Origin of the sequence: Chryseobacterium oncorhynchi, from assembly GCF_002899895.1 — a bacterium.
Classification (GTDB): domain Bacteria; phylum Bacteroidota; class Bacteroidia; order Flavobacteriales; family Weeksellaceae; genus Chryseobacterium; species Chryseobacterium oncorhynchi.
On sequence record NZ_PPEI02000005.1, the window covers coordinates 255,257 to 279,311 of the forward strand.

21 protein-coding genes and 8 tRNA genes are annotated in these 24,055 nt (G+C 35.1%); 1 reads left to right on the top strand and 28 read right to left on the bottom strand.

What is annotated here, in order from left to right; translation table 11 throughout:
* Positions 1–29: 29 nt before the first annotated feature.
* A complete protein-coding gene (locus C1638_RS16980; RefSeq protein WP_109622949.1) occupies positions 30–482 on the top strand; it encodes a VOC family protein in 453 nt (150 codons plus the stop codon).
* A gap of 102 nt (positions 483–584) precedes the next feature.
* Here the strand turns inward: C1638_RS16980 and C1638_RS16985 are convergent, their stop codons facing one another.
* From C1638_RS16985 to C1638_RS17105, 28 genes are all read right to left on the bottom strand, one after another.
* Positions 585–1,928 (bottom strand): SWIM zinc finger family protein, encoded by a 1,344-nt coding sequence (locus C1638_RS16985; protein WP_109622951.1) that lies wholly within the window; start codon positions 1,926–1,928, stop codon positions 585–587.
* Between the two features lie 3 nt (positions 1,929–1,931).
* Positions 1,932–4,628, bottom strand: coding sequence for a DUF6493 family protein (locus tag C1638_RS16990; protein WP_109622953.1), 2,697 nt, complete (start codon positions 4,626–4,628; stop codon positions 1,932–1,934).
* Entirely contained in the window at positions 4,625–7,156 is a 2,532-nt protein-coding gene (locus C1638_RS16995) for a DUF6493 family protein (RefSeq protein WP_109622955.1), read from the bottom strand. The genes C1638_RS16990 and C1638_RS16995 overlap by 4 nt, the downstream gene beginning before the upstream one ends.
* A 414-nt stretch (positions 7,157–7,570) precedes the next feature.
* Complete coding sequence (locus C1638_RS17000) at positions 7,571–8,122, bottom strand: 3'-5' exonuclease (protein WP_109622957.1); 552 nt, start codon at positions 8,120–8,122, stop codon at positions 7,571–7,573.
* Between the two features lie 40 nt (positions 8,123–8,162).
* On the bottom strand, positions 8,163–8,708 hold the full coding sequence (locus C1638_RS17005; protein ID WP_109622959.1) for a 3'-5' exonuclease: 546 nt from the start codon (positions 8,706–8,708) through the stop codon (positions 8,163–8,165).
* A gap of 89 nt (positions 8,709–8,797) precedes the next feature.
* On the bottom strand, positions 8,798–9,361 hold the full coding sequence (locus C1638_RS17010; protein WP_109622961.1) for a metallophosphoesterase family protein: 564 nt from the start codon (positions 9,359–9,361) through the stop codon (positions 8,798–8,800).
* 35 nt (positions 9,362–9,396) lie between these two features.
* Positions 9,397–10,341, bottom strand: coding sequence for an MBL fold metallo-hydrolase (locus C1638_RS17015; protein WP_165826552.1), 945 nt, complete (start codon positions 10,339–10,341; stop codon positions 9,397–9,399).
* A 95-nt stretch (positions 10,342–10,436) separates the two neighbouring features.
* Positions 10,437–11,450: an RNA ligase, Rnl2 family gene (locus C1638_RS17020; protein ID WP_109622965.1), complete on the bottom strand. Its 1,014-nt coding sequence runs from the start codon at positions 11,448–11,450 to the stop codon at positions 10,437–10,439.
* 4 nt (positions 11,451–11,454) lie between these two features.
* Positions 11,455–12,018 (bottom strand): DinB family protein, encoded by a 564-nt coding sequence (locus C1638_RS17025; protein WP_109622966.1) that lies wholly within the window; start codon positions 12,016–12,018, stop codon positions 11,455–11,457.
* Positions 12,018–12,389 (bottom strand): cyclic-phosphate processing receiver domain-containing protein, encoded by a 372-nt coding sequence (locus tag C1638_RS17030; protein WP_109622968.1) that lies wholly within the window; start codon positions 12,387–12,389, stop codon positions 12,018–12,020. The genes C1638_RS17025 and C1638_RS17030 overlap by 1 nt, the downstream gene beginning before the upstream one ends.
* Positions 12,390–12,418: 29 nt before the next feature.
* Positions 12,419–13,204, bottom strand: a complete 786-nt coding sequence (locus C1638_RS17035) for a hypothetical protein (RefSeq protein WP_109622970.1) — start codon at positions 13,202–13,204, stop codon at positions 12,419–12,421.
* A 71-nt stretch (positions 13,205–13,275) separates the two neighbouring features.
* Complete coding sequence (locus tag C1638_RS17040) at positions 13,276–13,761, bottom strand: ribonuclease H-like YkuK family protein (protein WP_109622972.1); 486 nt, start codon at positions 13,759–13,761, stop codon at positions 13,276–13,278.
* A gap of 87 nt (positions 13,762–13,848) precedes the next feature.
* Positions 13,849–13,921, bottom strand: a tRNA-Phe gene (locus C1638_RS17045).
* A gap of 18 nt (positions 13,922–13,939) precedes the next feature.
* A tRNA-Leu gene (locus tag C1638_RS17050) sits at positions 13,940–14,015 on the bottom strand.
* A 243-nt stretch (positions 14,016–14,258) separates the two neighbouring features.
* A tRNA-Glu gene (locus tag C1638_RS17055) sits at positions 14,259–14,330 on the bottom strand.
* Positions 14,331–14,412: 82 nt separating this feature from the next.
* Positions 14,413–14,499, bottom strand: a tRNA-Tyr gene (locus tag C1638_RS17060).
* A gap of 146 nt (positions 14,500–14,645) precedes the next feature.
* Positions 14,646–14,727: transfer RNA gene (locus tag C1638_RS22400), tRNA-Cys, on the bottom strand.
* A 244-nt stretch (positions 14,728–14,971) separates the two neighbouring features.
* Positions 14,972–15,043, bottom strand: a tRNA-Pro gene (locus C1638_RS22405).
* A 67-nt stretch (positions 15,044–15,110) separates the two neighbouring features.
* Positions 15,111–15,182 (bottom strand) — tRNA-Asp (locus C1638_RS22410).
* Between the two features lie 10 nt (positions 15,183–15,192).
* Positions 15,193–15,266: transfer RNA gene (locus C1638_RS17065), tRNA-Arg, on the bottom strand.
* 569 nt (positions 15,267–15,835) lie between these two features.
* The gene (locus C1638_RS17070; protein WP_076356269.1) at positions 15,836–15,964 is read right to left on the bottom strand and encodes a penicillin-binding protein; all 129 of its coding nucleotides are present in this window, start codon (positions 15,962–15,964) and stop codon (positions 15,836–15,838) included.
* Positions 15,965–16,091: 127 nt separating this feature from the next.
* Positions 16,092–16,343, bottom strand: coding sequence for a hypothetical protein (locus tag C1638_RS17075; RefSeq protein ID WP_109622974.1), 252 nt, complete (start codon positions 16,341–16,343; stop codon positions 16,092–16,094).
* A 15-nt stretch (positions 16,344–16,358) separates the two neighbouring features.
* On the bottom strand, positions 16,359–17,381 hold the full coding sequence (locus C1638_RS17080) for a hypothetical protein (protein ID WP_228428198.1): 1,023 nt from the start codon (positions 17,379–17,381) through the stop codon (positions 16,359–16,361).
* A complete protein-coding gene (locus C1638_RS17085; protein ID WP_109622978.1) occupies positions 17,371–19,071 on the bottom strand; it encodes a bpX3 domain-containing protein in 1,701 nt (566 codons plus the stop codon). Before C1638_RS17085 ends, C1638_RS17080 begins: the two co-directional genes overlap by 11 nt.
* A complete protein-coding gene (locus C1638_RS17090; RefSeq protein WP_109622980.1) occupies positions 19,061–21,439 on the bottom strand; it encodes a hypothetical protein in 2,379 nt (792 codons plus the stop codon). The genes C1638_RS17085 and C1638_RS17090 overlap by 11 nt, the downstream gene beginning before the upstream one ends.
* Positions 21,430–22,173 (bottom strand): hypothetical protein, encoded by a 744-nt coding sequence (locus C1638_RS17095; RefSeq protein WP_109622982.1) that lies wholly within the window; start codon positions 22,171–22,173, stop codon positions 21,430–21,432. Before C1638_RS17095 ends, C1638_RS17090 begins: the two co-directional genes overlap by 10 nt.
* Positions 22,146–23,279 carry an AAA family ATPase gene (locus C1638_RS17100; protein ID WP_109622984.1) on the bottom strand — a complete coding sequence of 378 codons (1,134 nt, stop codon included), beginning with the start codon at positions 23,277–23,279 and terminating at the stop codon, positions 22,146–22,148. The genes C1638_RS17095 and C1638_RS17100 overlap by 28 nt, the downstream gene beginning before the upstream one ends.
* On the bottom strand, positions 23,276–23,926 hold the full coding sequence (locus C1638_RS17105) for a conflict system bpX4 domain-containing protein (RefSeq protein ID WP_498365964.1): 651 nt from the start codon (positions 23,924–23,926) through the stop codon (positions 23,276–23,278). Before C1638_RS17105 ends, C1638_RS17100 begins: the two co-directional genes overlap by 4 nt.
* Positions 23,927–24,055: the final 129 nt, after the last annotated feature.

Genomic DNA, 24,055 nt, shown 5'->3' on the forward strand with positions numbered 1-24,055 from the left:
CTAGCTTTGTGTTCATTAAAATTAAAGCTATGATTAAAGGATTATATGAAACCCATGTTCAGGTAAGTGATTTGGAGAAAGCCATTCAATTTTATACAGAAGTATTGGGATTGAGATTGGCTCACAGAGATGGAACAAGACCTATAGCATTTTTATGGATTGGAGAAGAGAAAGAGTTTATGCTAGGATTATGGGAGCAAAAAGAAAATCTTCAAACAAGACATTTTGCTTTTTCCAGCAGTAAAGAAGATATTTTAAACTATTCTGTGAAGTTTTTAGAGAACAAAAACCTAAAGCCGTATAACTTTCTGAAAAACGGAAGCATTGAGCCTATGGTATTTGCCTGGATGCCTGCACTGGCCATCTATTTCAATGATCCTGATGGTAACCAGCTTGAGTTTATTTCTATTTTGGAGGGCGATGGAAAACCTGAACTGGGAGTATTAACCTATGAAGAATGGGTAAAACAAACACAGAACTAATAAGGAACAATATTGTTTGTACTATGTTGGTAATCGCAAAGACGCAATAGATTCTAAGAATCATAAGCATTTTCTTTACGTCTCTGCGTTTATCAACATTTATTAATTATTTACAAGTTTCTTCACTGCAAGCACATGTTTACAGGGTCCTCTTTCACCTTGATATTTACTGAACCATTCGCAGGTACAACGTTCTTTTTCTTCTTCAATAATTACGGTATGATGCACTCCCGTGCCCTGAACCCTTGCTTCTGTTCTTTCTTTATGAGTATTTAAAATCTCAACTTTTCCATCTTCTATTAGCTTTTCAGCATTTTTCATTCGTGGGTTTAATCCCAGAATACGACTAAGCTTAAAGGGTAATCTGCGGTAGAAAAACTCGTTATCATCAAGATCATATCCTAGTAATCCCATTGCAGCTAATCTTCCTGATATATTTTCCGCTTTATTCACGCTGAGGTTTTCCTCTAATGCCAAAATTGTTGCATTGAATGATTGGTTGGCATAAGCATACTTATCCAGTGCATCAATCCATTCATCTGATACTTCTGTTGTAAGACTATCCAGAACAGCTCCTTCTCCTGAAAACCCTCTCCAGCTCTCTCTTGACAGGGAAAAACTAAATTTTATATTTCCCATATAAAGCTGCCAGGTGGTAGACTGCATATTAGAATGTGGAAAAACCTGCATATGATCTATGTAAGGAAGCAACGGCTCTAATAGACGGAGCCTGTGAAGCCCACCAATACAAACAGCGTCGGCTGATTTTACAGGAGAAAACATCGGTTTGTTTCCTCTTACAATAAGATAGTAGTCTGATTTTACCGATCCTTTCGGCATTCCTCTGAATAGCTGCTGAGTTTGTATCTTATTAAAACTATGTTGTTTTTGTGATTCAGACAGATATATCTGCACTGTTCCTAACCCCTTAATCCATTTTGTAGGTAATGGAACCTTTCTTTCCACTACTTTTTTTTCTTCCTTATATAACCCAAATTCTTTATCCCCAACAGAAAGCATAATTTTTTCGTTGGGCCGAATACTTCCCAGAGCAGTTATCATAGGCTGGTTAAAATCTACATTCGTGGTTCCGTTTTCCAAAAACTCCCCATCCAATCCATCCGGAAGAACATCCACCCGTGCATAAACTCCTGCGCAATGAGAGAAACCCTCAAAGCGTAATCTTTCATTTCCTGCTGTCACAATCGGATCTTTGAGCAATGCCATCTGAAATGGTGACAGGTTAAAGCTTGACTTTACAATATTGGAAAGTGTAATTAGGCAACGGGCCAAAATAAAAGGTTGTCCTACATTCCCCCAGAAAAAGCAGGGAACATCGGTATTTTTCTGTATCTCGCTATATTTGGAGAGAAACAATTCTTCCAGCGCATCTTTCTTTACCAGTGCAGATGATCTGGAATAATTGTAAGTAAGCATATCTTCCATAATTTATTTTTTTAGAAGAAGATTGCAGATTTTTTTCAGGCTCGAATTTTCTTTCCAGCTGTTCAGTTTTTCTATTATATTTCCTTTCGCCTCCGATTGATTTAAAGCCAATACCTCATGATAAACTTCCAGCAATTTCTTCAAATTGGTCACCGGATTTTCCATCTGAAGCAATATCCCTGAAATCAACTCTTCCAGAGCAACATTATGATTTTTGCTGACATTCAGCATATGATGCTGGATAAGGTCTGTTAATCTTTTAACAGGTGCCCACTCCAGTTTTTCGTGCAAACCAATAACCTTGCCTAGTTGTGCATTGTCAATCATTTGATGAGAAACATGTTCCAGCCAGATTTCAGCGGCAGTTCCTCTGATGGTTTTATCTCCATCCAAAAAGATGGTTCCTAAAAACAGATATCCCATATCATCTAGAGGTCTTTTAATTTGATAAAAAGCCTGTGCTGTATTTAAAACCAGATTTCTTTCATAAACTTCCGCAATACCTGAATAGAAAAGGCAGTTTCTGATGACTTTTGCCAAGGTATTTGCCGGTGTATTTGGAAAGCACCACATCATTGCTGGAATTTCTGAAAGTTCTTTTTGTTCAGCAATAAAAAATTCCAGAAACAAAGGCTCTTTTCTTTTTTCAAGATGGTATTTTGGAATAACAATATTCAATTCAACAGGATAATATGAATTTTTCTTGCTGTCAATGGTTTTCCATTGGTAAGCTCCCGAAAGGAATTCCATTGGGATATCATCATATCCAAAACTACTAAATTCCTCAAAAACGGTTTCCGGTGAGCGTGTAATACCAGCCGTCATCCACCATGATGGATGGATAAGTTCTCCTTTTGGCTTCTCATTTTTACCAAAGAAGAAAAGTAACAGCTCTTTATACTCACCTTTTAATTTTGTTTCCACTAACTTCAAAGCTTCCGCAGGATTATCCAGAGCGCAGCGTTGCAATGCCAGCTGCATATCCAGATGATTGGGCTCAATATTTTTATTTTGATACGTTTCTAGTCTTTCTACCAGACTAACGGGTGAAATCCAACAAGGGGTATGAGTTACTGTAAATAGCAATGGAATATTTTCGCCGGATTTTATTTTTTGAGAAATATATACCGCCATTTCCTTGAAAGCTTTTGTAACAGGATCCTTTGTTCCGACCTTTTCTATCGGGCCCAGTTTCTTATGGTAATTTGAATAAATCTCTCTTGAAGCCTCGTCTTCACAGGTCTTATGATATATTTTTTCCAGGTTTTTAAGCTGAATTGGATATTTTTCCAATAAACTTAAACCGTAATTTATAATCAGATTGCACAGGAGAACATTCAAATAAGGAACTTCCCATCTGGCAATTGTTTTACAGGCTTTTAGAAATACGGGTTCTATTAATTTTACAGACTCGGCATTGGTTTCATTAGCAAAGCGCATTAATCCATCCAAAGCAATATCACAGTGATAGCTGTACGGATCTTCTATTGCTAATGGCAGGAAAAACATTAAATCCTCAAAGCTTTCAAGCTCTTTAATTTTATTTTCTTTTGCCGTCAGTAATATCCTTTCTGAAGCTATAGCATCAAGCTCTTGTTGTTTGTCTTCAATATATTTTGCTAAAACAGGACGTACATTACTCAATATATTATCTGAATAATGAGAAAGCGCTTCCTTTATATTTTCGGAGGCAGGGATATATTTTAGAATAATCTTGGCTGCTTTAGACTGTATCCCATCATCTTTGCTTACAAATGCGGTACTTAAAGCTATTCCCAACATTTCAGGATCCAGCTTTTTGTGCTGGAATATTTTTTCTGTTAAAGCCAAGCCGGAAATAACTACTGTTTTAATTTCTGAGCTCAATAAGTTGGGAAGATAGTGTGAAAATTCATCACTTTTAAAAGCAGGTAATTCTACCAATTTCTTCAAATGGGTAAGAATGGTATTGACCGCCTTTGACTGTGCAGACGTTAATCCGGCAAGCAGCTCATCCTGAAGCTCAACCAATTCTTCTTCGGTTGGCTTTAATGCTGTAAAAGCATCCATAAACCAGCCTGTTACATTCTTATTAAAGTTTCTGTTAGATGCCAAAAGACATTCTTTCAAAAATCTTTTTCTCTCTATTTTCTTTTCTGTAATAAGTTTCTGTACCAATGGAAACCATTCTTTACGGAATGGTAACGATTTGGATGGATATTCACATAAATACCAGAAGTGAGTACTTAATGTTTCAGGATGGTAATCCAGATTAGAGGGATAATTACTCAGGTGATGTCCCAGCAATTCAGGCTTAGGCTGTACATAGCCTCTTTCTGTCCACCCTAAAATATGTTGGTAATTAAATGCTGTAAATTCAGCATCTATAGAATCGTTGATAAAGTCTGAAAACCAGTCCGGACATCCCCACTCCAATATTTGCTCTGTTTGTTCAATGTTTCGGAAAAGACTCCAGTAATTTTTACCAAAATTTTTCTGATCCATACAAACAAAGGATGCAATGTCAATAATTGAGTGTTGATTTACAGAACCTGCGGTATGATAAGAGTTTTTGGTCATGACGATCTTACTGATCTCACGTCCCATTTTCTTTATCGTAGGCACTAATGTTTTCTTTTCTTCTACACTTAGCTGTTTCAAAAAAGGGATAATCTCATGTATTTTTTCCTCATTAAGAATTTCATAGAGTCTTTCTTTCATTGGTTTTTAATTTGATGTATAATTTTTTTCAGGTTATTCTCTTTTTCCCATTCTATAAGCAAACTGGTAATCGTTTTATCGACCTTGGTTTGATTTTGGTTGAGCAGTTCATAATAAAGCTCTAAAAGCTTTTTAAGGTTAAAAACTGGTTTTTCAATTGCTGAAAGAATGGAAATCAGCAATTTTTCAAAAGCTTGGTTATGACTGGTACTCAAATTGATAAACCCTGACAAACCATCTGTAAATCGTTTCACGGGCGCCCATTCAAAATTGATCTTTTTACCAATCAATACTCCTAGTTCCCGTACTCCGAAATTCTCCGAAACCGCCTTGTTTACTAAGACTTCAAAAGCCATACCAGAGAAGGTCTTATCTTTATTAAACAGTCCCGCAGAGAGGAATAAATAATGTACAGGCTGGAAAGATAGATTCAGTTTCATCCATGCATCAAGAAACGCTACACTCCCTTTTATATCATACTGATAAACAGCACTTGACAAATCTTTATTATATTTTTTCGCCACAACAGGTCCTGAAAAATAAGGAGCAAAATACAAAATATAAATCAGGTCATTATCATAAACACCATGATAAGAGTTGAATAAATGATCTAAATAACTCGCATTTTCGGAAAGTTCTTTTTGGTTTTCAACAGATATCAATAGTTGCGGAATTTCTTCTGTATTATTCCACTTATATACTTTTCTGTAGCCTAGTTCCCAATCAAAGTTTCCCTCCAAAAATTCCTTTTTGTATTGATCCTTGAAATAGGTTTGATCGAAAATAGGTTTTAAAAGTTCAAAATATTTTTCATTAAGCTGTTCTTTTGCATACTGCTCTGCTTGTTCTAGGTTTTCTTTTTTAGCACGAAGCATTGCAATTTGCCAATCAAAAGGAATAGGTTGTTCGTTATGTTGTTGGTAGATTCTCAACTTATCAACAAGAGAGTGAACGGTAATCCAGCACGGCGTTTGATCCGGAACTGAAAGAACCAGAAGTTTTTTATTTTGTTTTAATAATTCAAATATACCTAACAAAAACTGATGGTATGCCTTGAAAACAAAAGGAGTCTTCGTTTCACTCCAATTTTCAAGGGTTGGAAAGCCAGAGCGTGCTTCTACCAAAACCTGTAACTTTTTTTTCTGTTTTAATAGACCATAATTGATCAGAAAGGTCGCCCATAAATGATGAAGTCCTCCTGATTCTTTTCTCTTGAGAGCAGCTTTAAAGGCTGGTTCAAGTTTATTAAAATGCTCTTCTTTAAAGTCATCATTAAATCTAACCAAGGCATCTAAGAACAAATCAAAATGATAGGTTTCATTGTTATTGAATATCTGGGAGGCTAAAAATATAAAGTCATCTACTGTTTCAATAGGAGGAATAGGCTGTGATATATGCCATGAAACAACTTCATAATCTTTGACGATATTTTTCTGCGGAATTTCGTTTTCCACAAAAAAATGCTCTAGTAAAGTTCTTGCATCCGAAAGAATAGACCCTGTATACAACGTCAATTCTTTCTGTATTTTCATAGAATTCGGATCACCATATTTGGCCAGAATTTTTGCTCCTTTTGTCTGAAGTGTCTTGTCCTTATTCAAAAAAACAGGCATTAGAAGAATGCAAACTTCTTCATGATGCTTTTTACTGTTCTTAGCTATTTTTTCTAAAGTCTGAAGCAGTACATTCACAACATTCTTCGTTGTAAGTGTCATTAAAGACGCTGTGGCTTGTAGAAAGTCTTCAGTTTTAAAATCATCTTGTATCATTACCGGATTGACTATCTTTAGTATTCCGGGAAATAGCGAATGTTGCATGGAATGAAAAACAACAAACAATTCTTCCTGCAGTACTATAATTTCACTGTGGGTTGGTTCAAGGTGAGTAAATAGCTCCAGAAACCATGTATTATGATCTTTTGAAAAATTGAGATTAATGGCATTAAGACAAGATTTTAAGACCTTACCCCGTTCAATTTTATTATCATGAACAAGTGTTTTCAATATTTCTTTCCAGTTCCTCTCATGAGAATGATAAGTTATGCTGGATTCATAATCAAATAAAAGCCAGATATGAGAATCTATGGTAACAGGATAGGTAAAAAGAATTTCTTCCAAGGTATGACCTGAGGTCAATGAAGAGGAAAGCAATGAAGCACTTATCTCATCATTGAGCTTTAAATAACCTTTATGTTCCCACTCCAGCACCTTTATATATTCAAATTCGCTTACAAATAAGTGGCTTTCACCAATCCATTCCGGAACATAGTTTTCAAAAAGTTCATCAATGAGTGTAACCGGCATAGAATAATATCCCGGGCTTATTTTTTCATATTCATTCTTCGTTTTAGAGCATACCAAACTAGCTAACACAGAAATATTGTTGTGCCCCCATTCTTTATTAATATTATTTTTTAAAATGGCAGCGACTTCTTTTTTATCTTTTTGTGTAAGCTTTTTAAGAAATGGAACGATTTCCTGTATTTTATAGTTTAAATATATTGCTCTAAACTCCTCATCAATAAGCATAAATTTATTCTTACCGGCTAAAATAACAAAAATTGATTGATAGACAGTAAATTATCCCTAAAATGTGAATTTTTTAACAAAAAATTAAGGTATTGAAAGTACTTCTATTTCTAATTTTATCTTAATACTAAAAATTCCCTGTTTGAAGATATATGCACTAAAATACCTGTCGATTTACTATTTTAAAAACTCAATTGTTCTTTATGATATTTATGATTTGATAAAAAGCATTTCAATAGAAAAAAAGCATTGAAATACTTCTGTTGGTATTTTCAAGTAATTCAACAAGTACCTCCAATGAATAAAAAGATTTATCAAATTTAAATTATGAAAGATTAAAAGCAATTGTCAATGTTAAAATAAAAAAGACTTTCTTTTCAGAAAGTCTATTATAATGATAATCTTGAGGTTATGTTACCATTTAGTTAGGCACCAATGCAAAATCTTTGCAATATTTCTGGCATCATCTACTCCTCTGTGATGGGTACCATCAAGCTTAAAGCCTAGTTCGTTCAAGGCTCTCTGCATTCCTACACTTTTTCTTACCGTTGGATGCAGTTCTCCAAATAATGTTTTCACATTAATATGGTCATCACCCATCGGATAATCTGTGTAGAATCTTCTGGCCTGGTCTTTAAGCATATTCAGGTCATAGTTTCCATAACTTGCCCAGGTTAATTCCTCGGAGTCATATTCTGCTCTTAAAATATCAAAAGCATCGTCCAGCATAATACCTTCATTATCCAGCAAACTCTGTGTAAGTGTTGTAAGCTCTGTACAAAACGGGCTTACCTTTGAATACTGAGGTCTTATTAAGATTCCTTCATTCTTGGAGATCTTACCGGTTTTTGCATTCATGATACAAACCCCTATTTCAATGATCTCGCTTTCCTGACCTCTGGGCGGGCGGTTATCCCAACACGTGGCTTCAAGGTCTATAATTAATATATTTTCTGTTGTTTTCACTTGTTTAAAATTTTAATAATTCTATTTGTTAATTTTCAAATTATGCTAAAATCTCACTTAAGATCTTAGCTGTATTATAGGCATCATCTGCCCCACTGTGATGATTTCCGTCAAAATCCATCTTCAGATAATCCAAAGCTCTTTTAAGCCCTATTGATTTATGCAGTCTGAAATGTCTTTTGAATTCATACATCACGTCCAAATATTGTTCTGAAAAAGGACTTTCTATTCCAAGCCAGTCACTTTGTTCAATGATCTGTTCCCTGTCGAAATTTCCATATCCCGCCCATGTAAGTGAGGCAGAATGGTAATCATCTCTGATCTTTTCACAGGCTTCTTCAAAATAGATTCCTTTTTCTTCGATTAATTGTGGAGTAATTCCTGTGAGTTTTGTACAGAATCTATTGATCTCTGATCTTTCAGGAATAATGTAGATACTTTGCTTGTGGGAAATAACATTGGATTTCAAATCCAGTTTGCAAATCCCTATTTCTATAATATCGACTTGTTGTCCGATTGGAATCCTGTCGTTTTCCCAACAGGTAGCTTCCAAATCGACAATTAAGATTTCATTGGTTGTTTTCATGGTTTTATAAATGGATGTTGTACAGTAAAGAGATTAGATAGTAGAACTTAAATTCTAATACTCTTTTACTTTACAACTTTCCTGTATTATTATTCTCGCGGTCCGAATGGAGGCGTCCACTTTTTCCTTTTCATAATTTCCTTGACTTCTTCGTAGGAAATCGGGTAAAAATCGTGGCAATCTACCCCAACATCAAAGCTTAACGCCATTTCATCGTCCGGTAAAGTTCCGTGTGAATGTCCGTACAACTGCCAAACGCCACGATGTGAACCGTTCCAGGTGCGCATTGAGTAATGGAAAAGTATTATTTTCTGTTTTCCGCTACTATTCTCCGACTCATCTATTTTCAGTTCATGATAATCTCTGATGGAGGCAAATCGTTTAGGATAAGTTAATGCTGCTCCTTCATGATTTCCTTTGATTAAGTGGATATTTCCGTTTAATTGATCCAAAATTTCTTTTGTAAAATCAGGTTTTCCTAAGCTGAAATCACCTAAATGATAAACGGTATCTCCGGCTCCGACTTTCTCGTTCCATCTTTTGATTAGCTCTTCATTCATATGTTCCGGAGACTCAAAGGGCCTTTCGGAAAATTTTATAATATTTTCATGACCAAAATGATGGTCTGCTGTAAAAAATATATTAGGTTTCATTTTTTTAATTGTTGTTTGTTAATAAATATTTTAAATTAACTTTCTCGAAATGCTTTATAAAAAGCAGTTTCAATTTCCTGTTGATCACTTTCCATATATCTTCTTGAAAAGTGGATTGGGACGGCTTCTTTCACCTTGCATTCATTCATGATTTTTCCTGATGCAGACGCAAAACTGTGATAATTGATTTTGGCAAATTGCTGATCCAGATCTTTATAAAATGTTTCAATATATACCTTATCTGCTTCTTTAAAAACAGTTCTGATCTTTTCGTAATTATCTTCATCTACTGCATGATCCATAATTACGCCCAGCTTGTATCCCATATTTCTGGTGAGTAGATGGGATAATTCTGATACTTTGTACACCGTATTTTCTATTTCAACTTGCTGCTCCTGATCATCGTTTTCAAAAGCTGTTTTCAACTCGCTGATCCATTTTCCTTTTCTAAAACCGGAAGCTTCTTCATGAAAAGTAATGGTATCTTTTTCTTTAAACAGATAGGCAATAGAGTCGGTTTTATGATCAAGAATAGCGAAATCAACATTCACATATTCATCCTCAAAAAGAAAATTCTGAGTCTTTATGAATTCTGTATTCCAGTAAGGTGGATGGAGTGTATAGACATTAATTTCTTCCTTAGAAACAATCTCCCTGATTTCATATTCAATGGCATTTTCATCTATTAAATTCCATGTATAGGATTTCAACCTTGCTTCAACGTGTTGATGAATATTCTTCGGTCCACAGATGACAACTTTTTCTCCACTTCCCATCTGATGTCTGAAAATCCCATCAAAGTTGGCAAAGTGATCAATATGTGTATGGCTGATGAATAGTGCTGATACAGACTGTACCTCTTTCACCGTCAATAAGCTTGCTTCCCCACAATCACATAAATAATGCTTTCCTGAATTGGGAACTTTTATTAATATACTGATATCTTCTTTTAAAAGACTTTTTATTTCTGCCTGTAACATTTTTTCCTGTTTTAAAAACCACCTTGTCAACATTTCTTTGTGACTTTTGTGGTTGAATTTACACGTAAAAAAGTTTCGATAATGAATTACCGAAACTAAACTTTAAGAGTCATTAACTCTTCTTTTATAAAATCTATAACCAAAGTATTCAACTTTTTGTTGATCCTTTTCTGTTCTTCTTTTTCTATCGCAGTGAAAACTGATGGAAAATCTTTTTCAAAATCCTCTAAAATATCTTGTGCAAAAAGGCCAATGATCTTCCCCATCATTTTGGGTTCGAATTCACCAATTTTGCTAACAACATTATTCAAGCGATTTGCAGTCACATATCTTTGGATTTCTTCCCAAATATTTTGAGCTATTTCCCCAAAAACAATTTGTTTCTGAACTGTTTTCCCTTGCTTTTTAACCATTTTAGATTTTTCGATCCACTTTTCATTCTTATTTTTTAGAATGACTCTTGCACCATTCCCAAAATATTTGGTTTTTAAAGTCTTTATAATGGTTCCCTCACACATATTATTCAATTCCGGTAATCCCAACCAAGTCGGAATTTTAGAATTGAAAACATTCGGAAACCTCAAAGCCTCTTCTAAAGTCCCTTGAAATAAGGTTTTAGCATAGAAAAATCCGGTTTTTTCGAAAATTTGATTAACGATATCTGTATCCAAATAAGTAACCCCATTCAACTTAATATCGAATGCATAGAATTCATTGTAAGGTGCATATTCAATACCTTTTTGTACTCTCACGGCACCTTTTACGGGTTCTACTTCTTTGTGGGTGTAACCACCACCGAATAACTCACCGTAGATGACTACCGTTTCTACATTTGGGTATATTCTTTTCACTTTTTGGAACACATCAATTACATTTTTTTTGTAGCGTTCCAACATCTGATGTGCATTATAGAATTTTTCATCTTTTTCGATGAAAGCTGTTCTCTTTGCGATCTTAATTTCCTTTCCGTCGGTAAAGAAAGAGAAATTAGCCCCATGAACTTTTTCCTGCACGATGAAAACCTCATCCCCAAAACCCTGCAATCTGATCTGATCGATCATGCGGGCTTGGTAAGCATTTTCTATAGAGTTATATGTTTTGAAAATCATTTTTTTAGTTTTTAATTGTTTCTGATTCGTTGTTCCTCATCTGAGTAAGGTGTCTTTGAGCATGAAGTGAGAGAAAATAAATATATTCATACACATTGATTTTCCCCAATTCATTTACTGTCATTGTGGTTTTATAAAGAACCCCTTCACCATTTTTCATCAAATCCAAATAGCTTATACACTGATGATATTGCTGAGATATCAAGTTTTTGATTTCTTCTAAACTTAGCTGTCCTTTTGGCTCCATATGTTCTGGTCTGATCCACTCAAAAGCCCCATATTCTCCTATTTTCTCAAAATTTCCTCTATCAAAACTGTAATTCTTTATTTCAGATTCCAAATCAAGATTCATGGAATTTCGCATTGCTTTTTTTGTACCTTTTTCAATCAGGATCAATAGGTAAAAGTTTGTAAGATAAATATGCTCTAAAATCTGCTGAATCGTCCAGCCTCCATTTGAAGGCTGAAAATTCAACGTTTCACTATCTTTTTCAAACCACCTATCCACTTCATCAAAATTGAGCTTAAGATGGCTTTTAATATCTCGAATTAATCTAAAAATGTCCATTATAATTTTTTAAAATTTTTTAAAAGGCTCTCAATATTCTTCTTCCCTACGGGATTCATGGAGTGGCAATAGAATTTTGGCAGCTCTAAATAGTTATCCATGCAGTATTCTACCAGCCATTTTGCACAATCATAGCCTGTTTTTTCAATATATTCCTGAGAATCCGGTATCAGATAATGCATATCGGCAAGGTCGTGGTCAAAAGAGATCATTTCAGGAAGTCCTTTTTCCAAAATCCTATTGACAAACTGCTCGTAGTTCCGAACTATATGCCAATCTTTTCTCAGGAAAATATCCTGTTTGGTATAATGATAAGCCTCAATCGGATATCGTATATCATCCAGAAACAATAATCTTTTTGTCATTTTCATTGCCTTATTTTTTGATTATTAAGCTTTAGCTAGTCTTCATAAATCCAATCCACAACAGTTTCAAGAAAATGTAATCTTACTTCTTCAAATCTTGTGATATTGGGGATGTGATTAATCTCCAGTAAATGCTTGGTTCCATCTTTTTGAACGATGTAATCATTAGCAATGACATCCATTCCAATTTTATCTTTCAAGGTTAATGTATCCTGTAAAAGTTCTGCATCCATTTCCGTGAATTGGGCATTATCGGGATGAATGGATTTTAACCATGTTTCTCCTTCAAGTTTAATCTGCCAGGATTTTTCGCCAATGTTTAAAATTCTTATGGCTTCCCCCTCAAAATAAGGTTCCAGAACACTATCTTCTGTACTTTCCCAACTTCCTGTAAACTTATGTTTGTTTTCTCCACAATGCCAGTTTCCCCATTTGGCCACCAACTCAGAGTTCGTATTTATATAGGTATCTGCAGAGATAAATCCTCTTGGAGAGTTAAATTTTGAATATTTCATTGCCTTAACCAGACAAGGAATTTTCAATCTGCATTCAAGCATTCCGTAAGCGTTTGGAAAGCATGGGCCATTCCACAAGGCTAATCCTGAAATAAAATCCAGATCATCTTCAAAAATACCATGATAAACAATCTTATCAACCGGAAGCATTCCTACTCCCTGAGCTTTTTCAACATATAATATTCCGTCAATTACTTTTATTTTGGGAATGGATTGATGCCAGATCATGAGACCTTCGTAATGTTGCCTTATATATTCATATTCATGTTCGTGTAAACCGATAACGGCTATTCTATTATGAGTCATGTTGTTAGTTTTTAATTAAAAAAGTAAATATTCAATATTTTGATTACTTTTTATAGTTATTATTTAGAAAATTAAACCATCATATCAGCACAGTTGGAGCTGGCGAAAGCAAAGGGTTTTGCCTTAAACACATATCCCATTCCCAGAATGTATCCCATAGCATCTCCTAATGCCACATTAGACTTAAAGTCAGGGTCTGTATTAATGTCTGCGTGCACCTCCATTTCCACACCATAATTATCTAACACAGAGCAGATGGCGTATGCAATTTCAACGGATTTGTTGACTTCATTCAGCATTCGCTCCTTGATACTGATACTCTGTATTTCTCTTTCTTTTCTAATAAAGGTAAACGCTCCTTTTCCCTCACGAATAAACACTACTGCCGTAGCATAATTAATAGCTTCTCCGTATACATGAGAGTCTGATCCCACACATACTTTCAGACGGTGTCCGTTTGCTTGTTCGCGAATGATGGCTTCTTCTACCAGCTGTGTGATAGAGTCTTGGAAAATTTTTCCATTCATATTCTGCCATGTTTGTTGTTGCGTTTCCATTTTTTCTACATATTTATAATTGATAGTTTATAATTGATTTCCCAGAGGTTGTGTTCTAACCTCTACGTTTTTACTTTTATTTTTTTGCGGAACAGACAGGAATTGAACCTGTACCTCTAGTTTTTCAGACTAGCGTGCAGACCTTCTACACCACTCTTCCTTGTTATAATTGATATTTTGGTACGGGAAGAGGGATTCGAACCCCCAAAAGCTTGATCCTAAATCAAGAGTGTATACCATTCCACCATTCCCGCAGTTTTTATGAGTAATTGATAATATTGGAATTAGATCTTTGCTTACCATTTATCATAAATTAGGTTTGAGAAAGCTCTGTCTACTATAAACTAATGCTTGTTTTTGTTTGTAAAGATCTTCTGCGCTCGACAAACCTTTCTCTTTTCCTATTTTTTTTGAATGGTGACTGGCCAATATATTTTTCATATTTGAATTTTCATGGTTATAATCAATCCAATATTGACCAGTTCATTCACATCCTGTACTCTATAAGGGAATCGAACCCTTATTTTCTGCTCGAAAGGCAGGCGTCCTGACCGTTAGACGAATAGAGCTATTAAAAACCAACTGACTAGGAATCGAACCTAAACAACAAGAGTATATTTCCTGCATGCTGCCATTACATTATCAGCGGTTTGGTGGAAGTAGTAGGATTCGAACCTACTCAGCAATGAAGCAACAGATTTACAGTCTGCCCCGACTCTCCAACTTCGGCGTACTTCCAGTTTTCAGGAATAATAAGTAATGAATACTTTTTCCTAATTTTTCTTTGGAGGAAATAAAGTTTGTCTTCATTTTTTGATACAAGAACTTCTACGCTCGACAAACTTTTATTTTTTCTCCTGAACTAATCTCATTTTAGTTATTTGAGATGGCTATGGGATTCAAACCCACTCAGCTTAAGCAACGGTTTTGCAGACCGCCCCGACTCTTCCACTTCGGCGAACCATCATTTTTATTTAGTTTTCATTAAAAAAATAAAGCCTGTCCTAATTTTTTGTTTGATATAAGACCTTCTGCGCTCGACAAACTTTATTCTACCTAAAATTTTATAAATGATATTTTTAATTCTAATTGTTCTTTATTGAGATAAGAAAAAGCTTGTCTGTACTTTCGTGTTTTGATGTAAAGATCTTCTGCTCTTGACAAACTTTTACTTTTCTCCTGAAACAATTAACTATTCATTTGCATTTTGTCTGGAAAGCAAGATTCGAACTTGCGACCTCCCGCGTCCAAGACGGGTAAACAACCACCGTTATCTTTCCAGTTTTGCAGATTCACTTCAACATTCTTTTCCGAGAGACAGTCGGAGCTGAAATTTCCATGAATCTTTGCGGTCTATGCGAGAATCGAACTCGCAGTGCCCAAGAGACAGTCGGGCAGGTTAGCCATTACCTCAATAGACCTTATATGTTGTGATTCCGAGAGGATTCGAACCTCTAACCCTGGGTTTAGAAAACCCATGCTCTATCCGGTTGAGCTACGGAACCATAAAAAAAGCGCCTCTTTTTGGGAGGCGCTTGGTATATTTTGACGTGAAAGATCATTAACTGACCCACGTATATAAGCACCTTCTATCCACAATTCTGCTATCATAAACACACACAGCTCCTGCCGGCTCCTGTCCGAATAGTTCTGAGTATTGATTAAATATGTTACGCAATTGTTTCATTTTATTTTTGTTTTGTCTTTAAATTATTTTTGTTGAATCCTGAAAACCTGTTGCTTTCAATTTTCGGTTGCAAAGTAAATATGAATTTTCGAAACTCACAAATAAATTTTCAAATTAATATATTGAAAATCAAATAGTTAAATATAGATTTTAGAGTAAGAAATTTCTGTCCGCAATATTTTGCGGATATCTTAAATACCTAAATGACTGTCTCTCATCGGGTTGCTTATCACTCTATTTTATCGTATTAAGGTTTCATTGTTAATTAAAAAATTTTCATGTTTATGGTTATTTTTTTTCATTCTAAATAATTTCTGACCTAAAAAACAAAAAACGCTTCGAAAAATCGAGGCGTTTTTGTAGTATTTTGATTAATTTTTTACGAGTTTACAGTAAATAATTTCCAAAGTCAGCACATTTCGCCTCATTCCATATCATCAAATCATATCCGAATAATCCCAGTTTTGATGGGCTTTCGCATAGTTCTGCATTGATATGTGCTCTTTGTATTGTCATAATTTTCTGGCGCAAAGATAAATCTTTTTTGATATTATTTAATAATTTCCACAAGACTGAGTAATAAAATGAAGTTCTGTGACTGGTTTTTTAATAGTTACATAGTACTTTTTTTAAACACAAAATTTTATTTCATTACTTCACTCAGTTTTTCAAGTTCTATTAATAAACTTCCTTGATAATCATATAGACTTTTATGTTCTGAAGTAGCAATAATTACAACTTCTTTAGCATCCATTAATGAAAAAGCAGGAAATTTTTCCTTAATTTCTTTTATCGCATGCAATGGTAATTTTCCTTTTGATATTATTTCCTGTACAATCTCAAAGGGATCTTTGTTATCATATCTAAAATGAAGATATTTAGCAGTATTATCCATATTATTTTTTATCCTTTAGTTCCTGAACATCTTATTTCTTCCTGTCTTGAATCTCGAAATATCTTTTAGAATCACCTCATCATTGGGATTAAAATATTTCAGTTCATTTATTATTTCTGAGCGGGTTCCTACTTTTTCAGCTATGATCTCATAGGCTATGTTTCTGGTAGTAATCTGTAGTTTTGGGTCTTTTTTAAACTCATGTTTTAGAGCATCAAGATAGATGATCTTTTTGTAGGCCGGAGTTTTTGCATATAGCTCCTGTATTTCTGTTTCCAGTTTTTTAAGATCAAAAATATTGGCAAAATAGTTATTCAGACAGTTGAACGAATCTTTGTCTTCTTCCCAACCCTTTAGTAGTATCTTTTGAGCTTCGTCTGTTTTTTCCATTTTCTTACGATAGACAAGAGAGGCCTTTACCATTTGTTTATTGGTTGTATAATCATCTGCAACCATTTGGTAATAGGTATGGGCGTTTTTAAGATCATTGATTTCTCTATAAAGATCTCCCACTTTTTCTTTCTGCTCCATTTCCTTGTAAAGGTCTATTGCTTTTTTGTATTGCTTTGCTTTTTCATAGCAGGTTGCTGCATCGGATTTATTTTTTAACTTTTTAAGATATACTGCGGCAGCTTCGTTATAAAACCCTCCATTTTCTAATGTTTTTGCTCCTCTGTAATGGTCCTGAAGCAAATTCATATAGACTTTTGCTGCTTTTTTATAATCCTTTTCTGCTATATACTTTTCAGCAAGTTCTTCGTATTTACTTCTGATTCTGTCAAACAATGAGGATTCCAGATAGAAATTTCCTCCACCAGCTCCTTTTCTTTTTGAATTCCGTTCGTTTTGCTCTTTATCTTTCAGGGCTACGATTACCATAAAAATAATAAAGGCAACAATCAGGAAAATAATCAGGGTTCCGATAACACTCCAGAAGCTTTCATGGAACAGCTGAGCAACTATTCCGATGATCTTGAACATGGCCAACAACACAAAGGCTGCCATAAATTTGTCTATAAATTTCTGCTTATTCATCATCTTCGGAGTTTAAAATGGTTTTATCGTCTCTGAATAAACGGTAGAGAAGTAATATCACACAAATTACAAGAACCCATACAAACCAGTTGTACCCGAACATCTTTACCAAGGGGTAGAACAGATACACCAGCATGGCTACGAGTATTGCCGTCAAAAGGAACTTTACCCAACCAGGCACGTTATCGCCACCAAGGTTCAGGGATTTATTTTTAAACAGAAAAGAATATAGTCCCACTGCTGCAATCATCAGGATCACCATATACAGAATATCTGAAACAGGGGTATCTTTTTTCAACTGCCTATTCCCTGACTCAATTCCTTTTACCTTTGAATCTTTTATAGGTGATGGTGGCTGCATATCCACAAGATCAATAGTTCCGTAAAGCTTTCCTAAAGAGTCTTCCATCAAAACCTGCTTTTTCTTTAAAAGAAATTTTACGACATCTCCGTTTGCTGGTTTTCCTTTGGTATATTGTTTAAGAGAGTCTGAAATTTTACGTTTCAGGTTTTCACTTCTTTCTTCAATATGTCTGGTTATTTTCTTTTTATAAATTGTTTTGAGAGAATCTCTGCTTTGTTGTTCCTTACCGTTAAGCTTTTGAATATCGTGTCCTATTTCACTTACCTCTCTTCCGCCTTTCTTTTTATATTCTTCTTTTGCTTTTTCTGTCTGCCCCTCCAGCATTCCTGCATTCAGAAGTTCGTTGGACAGTCCTTTCCTTTTCTGTTGGTATATAGAATCAATCTTCTGATCTATTTCGGTGATGCCCGACTGAAAGGCTAGCATATCTGATGGTGCTTTTACAGCATTTTTTACAATTTTCCCTGAAGACTCAACGTTTTCTTCCTGTTCAGATTCTTTTTTATCTGATGGGAGCGCTATTTTTAAGACAATAGCAATCACAATAACGGCCCAGAATATTCTGCGGAAATTTCGGGTACCTTTACTTTCCTGCTTATCGCCGGAGCTTCCTCCAAATAAACCTTCCAACCAGGTAAATTTTCCTGATCCATCACCTCTGGATGTTCCCATAATGTCTAAAGGAACCCCTAATTCTATGGCTCTTTCAGGATATTTTTCAATGTATTTTAAATATTTTTCAATCTCTTTTTTATTCCCTGCCATTACTTTTTTCATATCAAAAGGCAGGTTATTCATCCATTCTTCTTCGGTTTGAGGTTTCTGTAAAGCTTCAAGCATTTTTTCATCATCCATTTCAACCGTAAAGCTTTCTATCTGGTGAGGGATTGTAACTCCTTTCAGAGGTTTTCTAACTATTTCATCAATATTTCCAGGCTCCTGAATCAATGCAACCCAATCTATCTGTTCTGATAGTTTTACCAATCCAAATTCAGGATGCATAATGAGAAAATCTGAAGCTACCAGTTCCCAGTCCTCTGGATTTATTTTCGGATAAAAAGTTGTATTTTCAGGAATAAAAAATTTATTATCCACACACTGGAAATAAGCATTTTTACCAATTTCCTGCGGGGCATGATCGTTAAAAACCAGAAAACATCCATACAGCACATTCGGAAGATCTGCCGGAATAGCATAGGATTTTATGTGATCGAGATTAATCCCAAGGACTTCCATTTCCTGAAGCCATATCACAGGTGAAGAGCCTTTGATTAAAAGCCCTTTTTTAGGATAATTATTTTTCGGGAAAGGTTTAATTCTAAGCTCCATAATCCAAAATCTGATCTATAAATGGTCTTAAGTATTGAAAATACATTTCCTCCACGGTTCTTACTTTCTGTAAAGTGTGTTCCGGAAGATAATATTCTGGTCCACTAAATTCTGTATAGGTAGCCAGGGAAAGAAAACCATATGAGGTAGCCGGCATATAAAATTCATCTATTCCTTTATTGCTACTCCTAAAAGTTAGCATCCCTCGGTAATCTGCAATGATTTCACTCCCATCGGGAAAGGTAAATTTGTTTCTGTTCTGCTCTGCAAAAATTTTTATTTCAAATCTGTTTTTGTACAGGCTCAATGTATTATCATATACATTGCTTATTTCACATCCTGAAAAAACCAGATTACTCTGACTATTAATTCCTATTTTATTAAAACTGTTGATAATTTTAAGTCCGGTTTGACTCAGCTTAGCAACTTCCGCTTCCGCTTTTGCATTGTTTTTTTCTATTTCTTTATCTTTTCCGGAAATTGTTTCAATGGAGATATTTCCCTCAATATTTATTTTGTATAGTAACGGATTGGCAAATTGATGAAGATAAAAACTCTTCCCAAAATAAATCAGATTATAAGAATCCGGTATATTAAGTCCGGTAACATTTTGCTCAGAATATTCCTTTGTATTTAAATTAAGTTTTGATATTAATTTTTTGGCCGGCTGGTACTGACAAAGGATAAAATGCTGTTGCCTATTTTTCGCCAAAGCAAACTTTCCAGTGGGTTTTACAGAGATATTTTCAAACAAAATTTCACAGCCATGATAGGTTTTATAATATTCGTAATAATGTCTGTCATAATAATTGTCTGAAAGGTAGGTTTTCAACAATTGTTTTTTAGAACTCAGTATAAAAAATTCGCCCTCGTATAGAAACTGTGCAATTTTATTAACTGGTGTTGGGTATAAAATTGGATAATTCAGTGGCAGTTCTGTTTTCTTTCCATCCAAATTAATTCCTGCTGTTTTTTGTTGTGGCGGGTTTGCCCACAATTCCTGAAGCGGAAGTTTTATTTTCTGAATATGTTTTCTTGCTCCTTTATGATGTTTATAAAAGTTGATTTCTCCATCTGAACTGGTTGTCACCAAAAATTTAAGCCTATCCCTATGCTGATGAATGACTTTTTGAACTTTCTTGTCTGTAATATTTTCCTCATGGGTAATGAAAAATACTTCTATATCTTTTTCAGTATGTTCTTCAATAAAAAATTTTTCCAACGCTTCTGATGCTTCCAGAATCGGGCTCACCTGATTAAGGTTTTCAATAACATCTTCTACTTTATTCAGGGAAATGGGAACTCCTGCCTGCCCCAATGCAAAAACCTTGCATTCCGAATGTGCCTTTGGATGTTTGATCACAGCAATAGCAGATGCGAAAGCTAGCACTTTTGGTGTACCCCAATTTCTTAGGGAAGTATCAATTAAAATTATTCTTTCGAAAATATTTTCTTCAGGGGGTATCTCTCTTTGAATGTACAGAGCTTCATTATTGGCAACCCGATTCATGAATATCTCGTCTTCATTAGCAAATTCCGACAAAAGCATTTTGTGGAAATCTCCTTTATTGGTCATATCGGAAATGCCCCCTATCGGTTGTTCTCCCGGAGAAAGGTGACGCATTGGGATCTTCAGTCCACTCCAAATTCTTTTGATAAGACTTCCTACCTGAAATGTCTTTGGTTCTTCAATCAGTTCTCTGATAAAGTCTTTATCCGTATCTGCTGTAGCTTCTTCCTCTACCACTTCATCATACAGTTCCGGCTCTTCTGTAAGCCCTCTCATTGCATCAATAATAGATTGCGTAGTTGGGAATCTTTTGTTAAGATCCATTGCTGCCAGATCTTTATTTAGGATGGAAGATTCTGCATGCTGTTTATCTGCACTAAAGGCAAGCTCTTGTGGACGTTTATAATAAACTTTCAAAATTGCTTCAGCAGTTGTGGAAGATATTCTGTTGTGCCCATTTTTAAACAAAGTCTGCAAGAGAACAATCTTATTTTGCTTTTGCTTGTAGATTTGAGGAAGAGCCTTTATTTTTTCTAGAAATTCAATTTCTTTTTCAGCATTGAATTCAAAGTTTCCAACACTATAAAGTTTTGTGGTATGTCTTAAGGGATCTGCAAAGTTGATATACCCTTCCTGCATGGCATATAAGACCATCAACAAAGCTCCGAACGGAGGCCAGCCCTGTGGTTGAAGTTCTTTTAAAATCTCAATAATATAAGGTCTATAAGCAATAGCCCCTACTCCCGGTATGGAAATAAGGTTGTTATCGTTATATCCGGAATCTCCGGGAATATCTTCATCGGTTTTCCATTCCCAGAAATAGTTTTCATAGGACTGGAAATAGGCCTTTAATTCCATTCTCTTGATTTTTCGGTAAGACGGAATGAGCTTATGGACAAGTCCCGGAAATCGGCTTTCTTAAGTGAAAGATAATTCCCCTTTTCATCCCATAGAAGCCATCCATCTTGTTCTTTATTATATTTTTCCTGTAAAGGTAAACTCAGGTTTTTAAATTCAAAATCAAAACCTGATGGCAATAGGTGGTTGTCTTTTAACCAATAGGTTTTTCCTGGCAAGCTTAATAAGGGTGTTCCTGAAAAAAGAGCTTTATCCCCAATTACAACCCATTTTATTTTTTCCAATCTGAATTTGGGTACTGTTGCAATACGGTCTTTAATATCTGACATGTTGCACAGCAAGGCAATTACAGGATATTCTTCGTCACTTTCCTTTAACTTAATCTGAACTCTTTCACTAATTCCGAAATAGTTATTATTAGAAATCGGAAAATTGAGACGTAATGCTTTATCTATAGACATCCAAAGCAAAGCTGTTCTCATTTTCCTGCTGGGAACCAATGCTCCTTTTTTAAATAAAAGCCCATCACGCAGCTCGTACAGTACAAAATTGGGTAACTGATGTATTTCCGAGGAGACGGCTTGTTCGTCGGTAAAACCTTTAAGCCATATCGTTTCATCATCCACCGCAATCTGAACATTCTTCCAGTCCCTTATAGAACCCAGAAAATCTTCATCAGTCTGGGGGATTTCCGCCCAGAATTCTTTTATATTGTTTGAAGAATTTTCTGCCATAAGCTTTCAATTTCCTGCTGAATATATTGTTTTTGCTCAGGATTTCTAATCCAGTCGCAGCGTGTTTGTAGGTATCTTAGTTTATCCTTGATCACATTTTGCTCTTCAAAACTCAACGTTCCTTCATTCCATTTCTCTACAAGGATTTTCACATCTTTCATCACATCTTCCGGATTGGGCGTTTTATTTTGCATAGCCTGAGGATGAGACTTTGGGTGATCGTCTTTTTCTATGGTTCTGTTGATAATTCCTTCAAGAATTTCAATTTGTTCTTCTGTATCCCAGATGTGTTTTAAAACCCAAAGGTCAGAAAGAACAGCTTCATTTCTTCCACAGATCAGAGCACTTGCTGCAATAAGGTTTTGAAGCTTCACTGCTCTACGATCCGAAATAGCAATTCCTGTATTCCGTAAACTCATGATGGTATTCAGGTAAGCCTCATAGATAGGCTTAAGATCTATTGTTTTACAAATATTTTGCAGTTCTCTTATCTCATCAGCATGAATTTCGGGAACTTCTGTTTCTTCTTCATTTTCTAATTTTCTTCCTGCCAAAAGAACCTGTTGTAATAATTCAGGATTCACGTAATCTACATTTATTCTCACTAGAAAACGGTCAAATAAGGCATTTAGGGCTTCATCTTCCGGAAGAACGTTACTTGCTCCCACAAACATTAAAGCCGGTAAGTGTTTTGTTTCTTTTCCTCTTTTGAAAATCTTTTCGTTCAATGCCATCAGCAATGAGTTGAGGATAGCGGAATTGGCGTTGAAGATCTCATCCAGAAAAACCAAGGAGGCCTCGGGCATCATTCCTTCCGTATTGGTCAGAAGTTCTCCTTCTTTTAATTTCCTGATGTCAAAAGGACCAAAAATCTCATTGGGTTCTGTAAAACGGGTTAATAAATATTCAAAGTTTTTTCCGTCTTTTACAGTTTTTGACAATGTTCTTACAATGGCTGATTTTGCGGTTCCCGGAGGGCCATACAAAAAGGCATTCTCTCTTGCCAAAAGACAGATTCCCAATAGGTCTACTACATCATTTTTACCTACGAAAGTATCTTTTACGTAGTTTAGAACTGTATTGAGTTTATTGATATTCTGAGTCATTGATTTTCTTCGGTTATTATTTTTAATTCTCTCCAAAATGCATCTTTATGCATCCCAAATTCTGCAATGAGCAGTTTATTGATGAACGGAATTTCCGCCAGTTTATAATCTTTTTTGTCAACAATTCTTTCCAGATACAATTTCCGGTAGGTTTTGTCTTTCAGTTCTTCCTCCCAGTTCACCCGTTCCAGATCAAGATCATATCCGATTCCTGAGTAATGAAATTCTGTGAGGATGTCTTCAAGGAGGGTAATCAGAGTATCTTCGGGGTCTACAGAATTTAAAGCAATAATCACTTCGGGTAAAAACCTCAATGATAAATCTGCTGACAATATGGAGGAAACATTTTTTGTTCCCTGAAACCTTGGGATGAGGTTTTCAATATTTTTTGCTGTGTTTTCTCTTATAAGATACAACTGTGCACTATGATAGAGAACTTTCGCTGCCCAAACTGCTGTTGTTTTATCACAAACTAACTGATCGGATAAAAACTCAAGTCTTTCTTTTTCAAATTCTGTTTCAAAATAATCACCTGCCTCTGTCTCTTCTTTTAGGGAAATTTCCTGCAAGTTCGAGAAAAGGGTTATACATTGATTCTTCCTGAGTAGGAAGATTGTATCTAAAAACGGTGATTTGGTTTCCATCATCTAACAAAAATAAAACTATTTCGTTGAGAATGAAATTTTAATTCGGCGATTAATGTTAAATACTGAATCTTTTTAATTTTAAAATAAAAAAACCTTAAAGTAAGAAATCTCTAAGGTTTTGAAATGGTA

What these genes read in the sequence shown, in the direction of transcription:
- C1638_RS16990 (WP_109622953.1), bottom strand. Translation starts at nt 4,628, where the DNA reads ATGAAAGAAAGACTCTATGAAATTCTTAATGAGGAAAAAATACATGAG.
- C1638_RS17030 (WP_109622968.1), bottom strand. Translation starts at nt 12,389, where the DNA reads ATGAAAATGACAAAAAGATTATTGTTTCTGGATGATATACGATATCCG.
- C1638_RS17090 (WP_109622980.1), bottom strand. Translation starts at nt 21,439, where the DNA reads ATGGAATTAAAGGCCTATTTCCAGTCCTATGAAAACTATTTCTGGGAA.
- C1638_RS17085 (WP_109622978.1), bottom strand. Translation starts at nt 19,071, where the DNA reads ATGGAGCTTAGAATTAAACCTTTCCCGAAAAATAATTATCCTAAAAAA.
- C1638_RS17105 (WP_498365964.1), bottom strand. Translation starts at nt 23,926, where the DNA reads ATGATGGAAACCAAATCACCGTTTTTAGATACAATCTTCCTACTCAGG.
- C1638_RS17040 (WP_109622972.1), bottom strand. Translation starts at nt 13,761, where the DNA reads ATGGAAACGCAACAACAAACATGGCAGAATATGAATGGAAAAATTTTC.
- C1638_RS17095 (WP_109622982.1), bottom strand. Translation starts at nt 22,173, where the DNA reads ATGGCAGAAAATTCTTCAAACAATATAAAAGAATTCTGGGCGGAAATC.
- C1638_RS17035 (WP_109622970.1), bottom strand. Translation starts at nt 13,204, where the DNA reads ATGACTCATAATAGAATAGCCGTTATCGGTTTACACGAACATGAATAT.
- C1638_RS17010 (WP_109622961.1), bottom strand. Translation starts at nt 9,361, where the DNA reads ATGAAACCTAATATATTTTTTACAGCAGACCATCATTTTGGTCATGAA.
- C1638_RS17025 (WP_109622966.1), bottom strand. Translation starts at nt 12,018, where the DNA reads ATGGACATTTTTAGATTAATTCGAGATATTAAAAGCCATCTTAAGCTC.
- C1638_RS17005 (WP_109622959.1), bottom strand. Translation starts at nt 8,708, where the DNA reads ATGAAAACAACCAATGAAATCTTAATTGTCGATTTGGAAGCTACCTGT.
- C1638_RS16980 (WP_109622949.1), top strand. Translation starts at nt 30, where the DNA reads ATGATTAAAGGATTATATGAAACCCATGTTCAGGTAAGTGATTTGGAG.
- C1638_RS17015 (WP_165826552.1), bottom strand. Translation starts at nt 10,341, where the DNA reads ATGTTACAGGCAGAAATAAAAAGTCTTTTAAAAGAAGATATCAGTATA.
- C1638_RS17020 (WP_109622965.1), bottom strand. Translation starts at nt 11,450, where the DNA reads ATGATTTTCAAAACATATAACTCTATAGAAAATGCTTACCAAGCCCGC.
- C1638_RS16985 (WP_109622951.1), bottom strand. Translation starts at nt 1,928, where the DNA reads ATGGAAGATATGCTTACTTACAATTATTCCAGATCATCTGCACTGGTA.
- C1638_RS17100 (WP_109622984.1), bottom strand. Translation starts at nt 23,279, where the DNA reads ATGACTCAGAATATCAATAAACTCAATACAGTTCTAAACTACGTAAAA.
- C1638_RS17070 (WP_076356269.1), bottom strand. Translation starts at nt 15,964, where the DNA reads ATGACAATACAAAGAGCACATATCAATGCAGAACTATGCGAAAGCCCA.
- C1638_RS17075 (WP_109622974.1), bottom strand. Translation starts at nt 16,343, where the DNA reads ATGGATAATACTGCTAAATATCTTCATTTTAGATATGATAACAAAGAT.
- C1638_RS17080 (WP_228428198.1), bottom strand. Translation starts at nt 17,381, where the DNA reads ATGATGAATAAGCAGAAATTTATAGACAAATTTATGGCAGCCTTTGTG.
- C1638_RS16995 (WP_109622955.1), bottom strand. Translation starts at nt 7,156, where the DNA reads ATGCTTATTGATGAGGAGTTTAGAGCAATATATTTAAACTATAAAATA.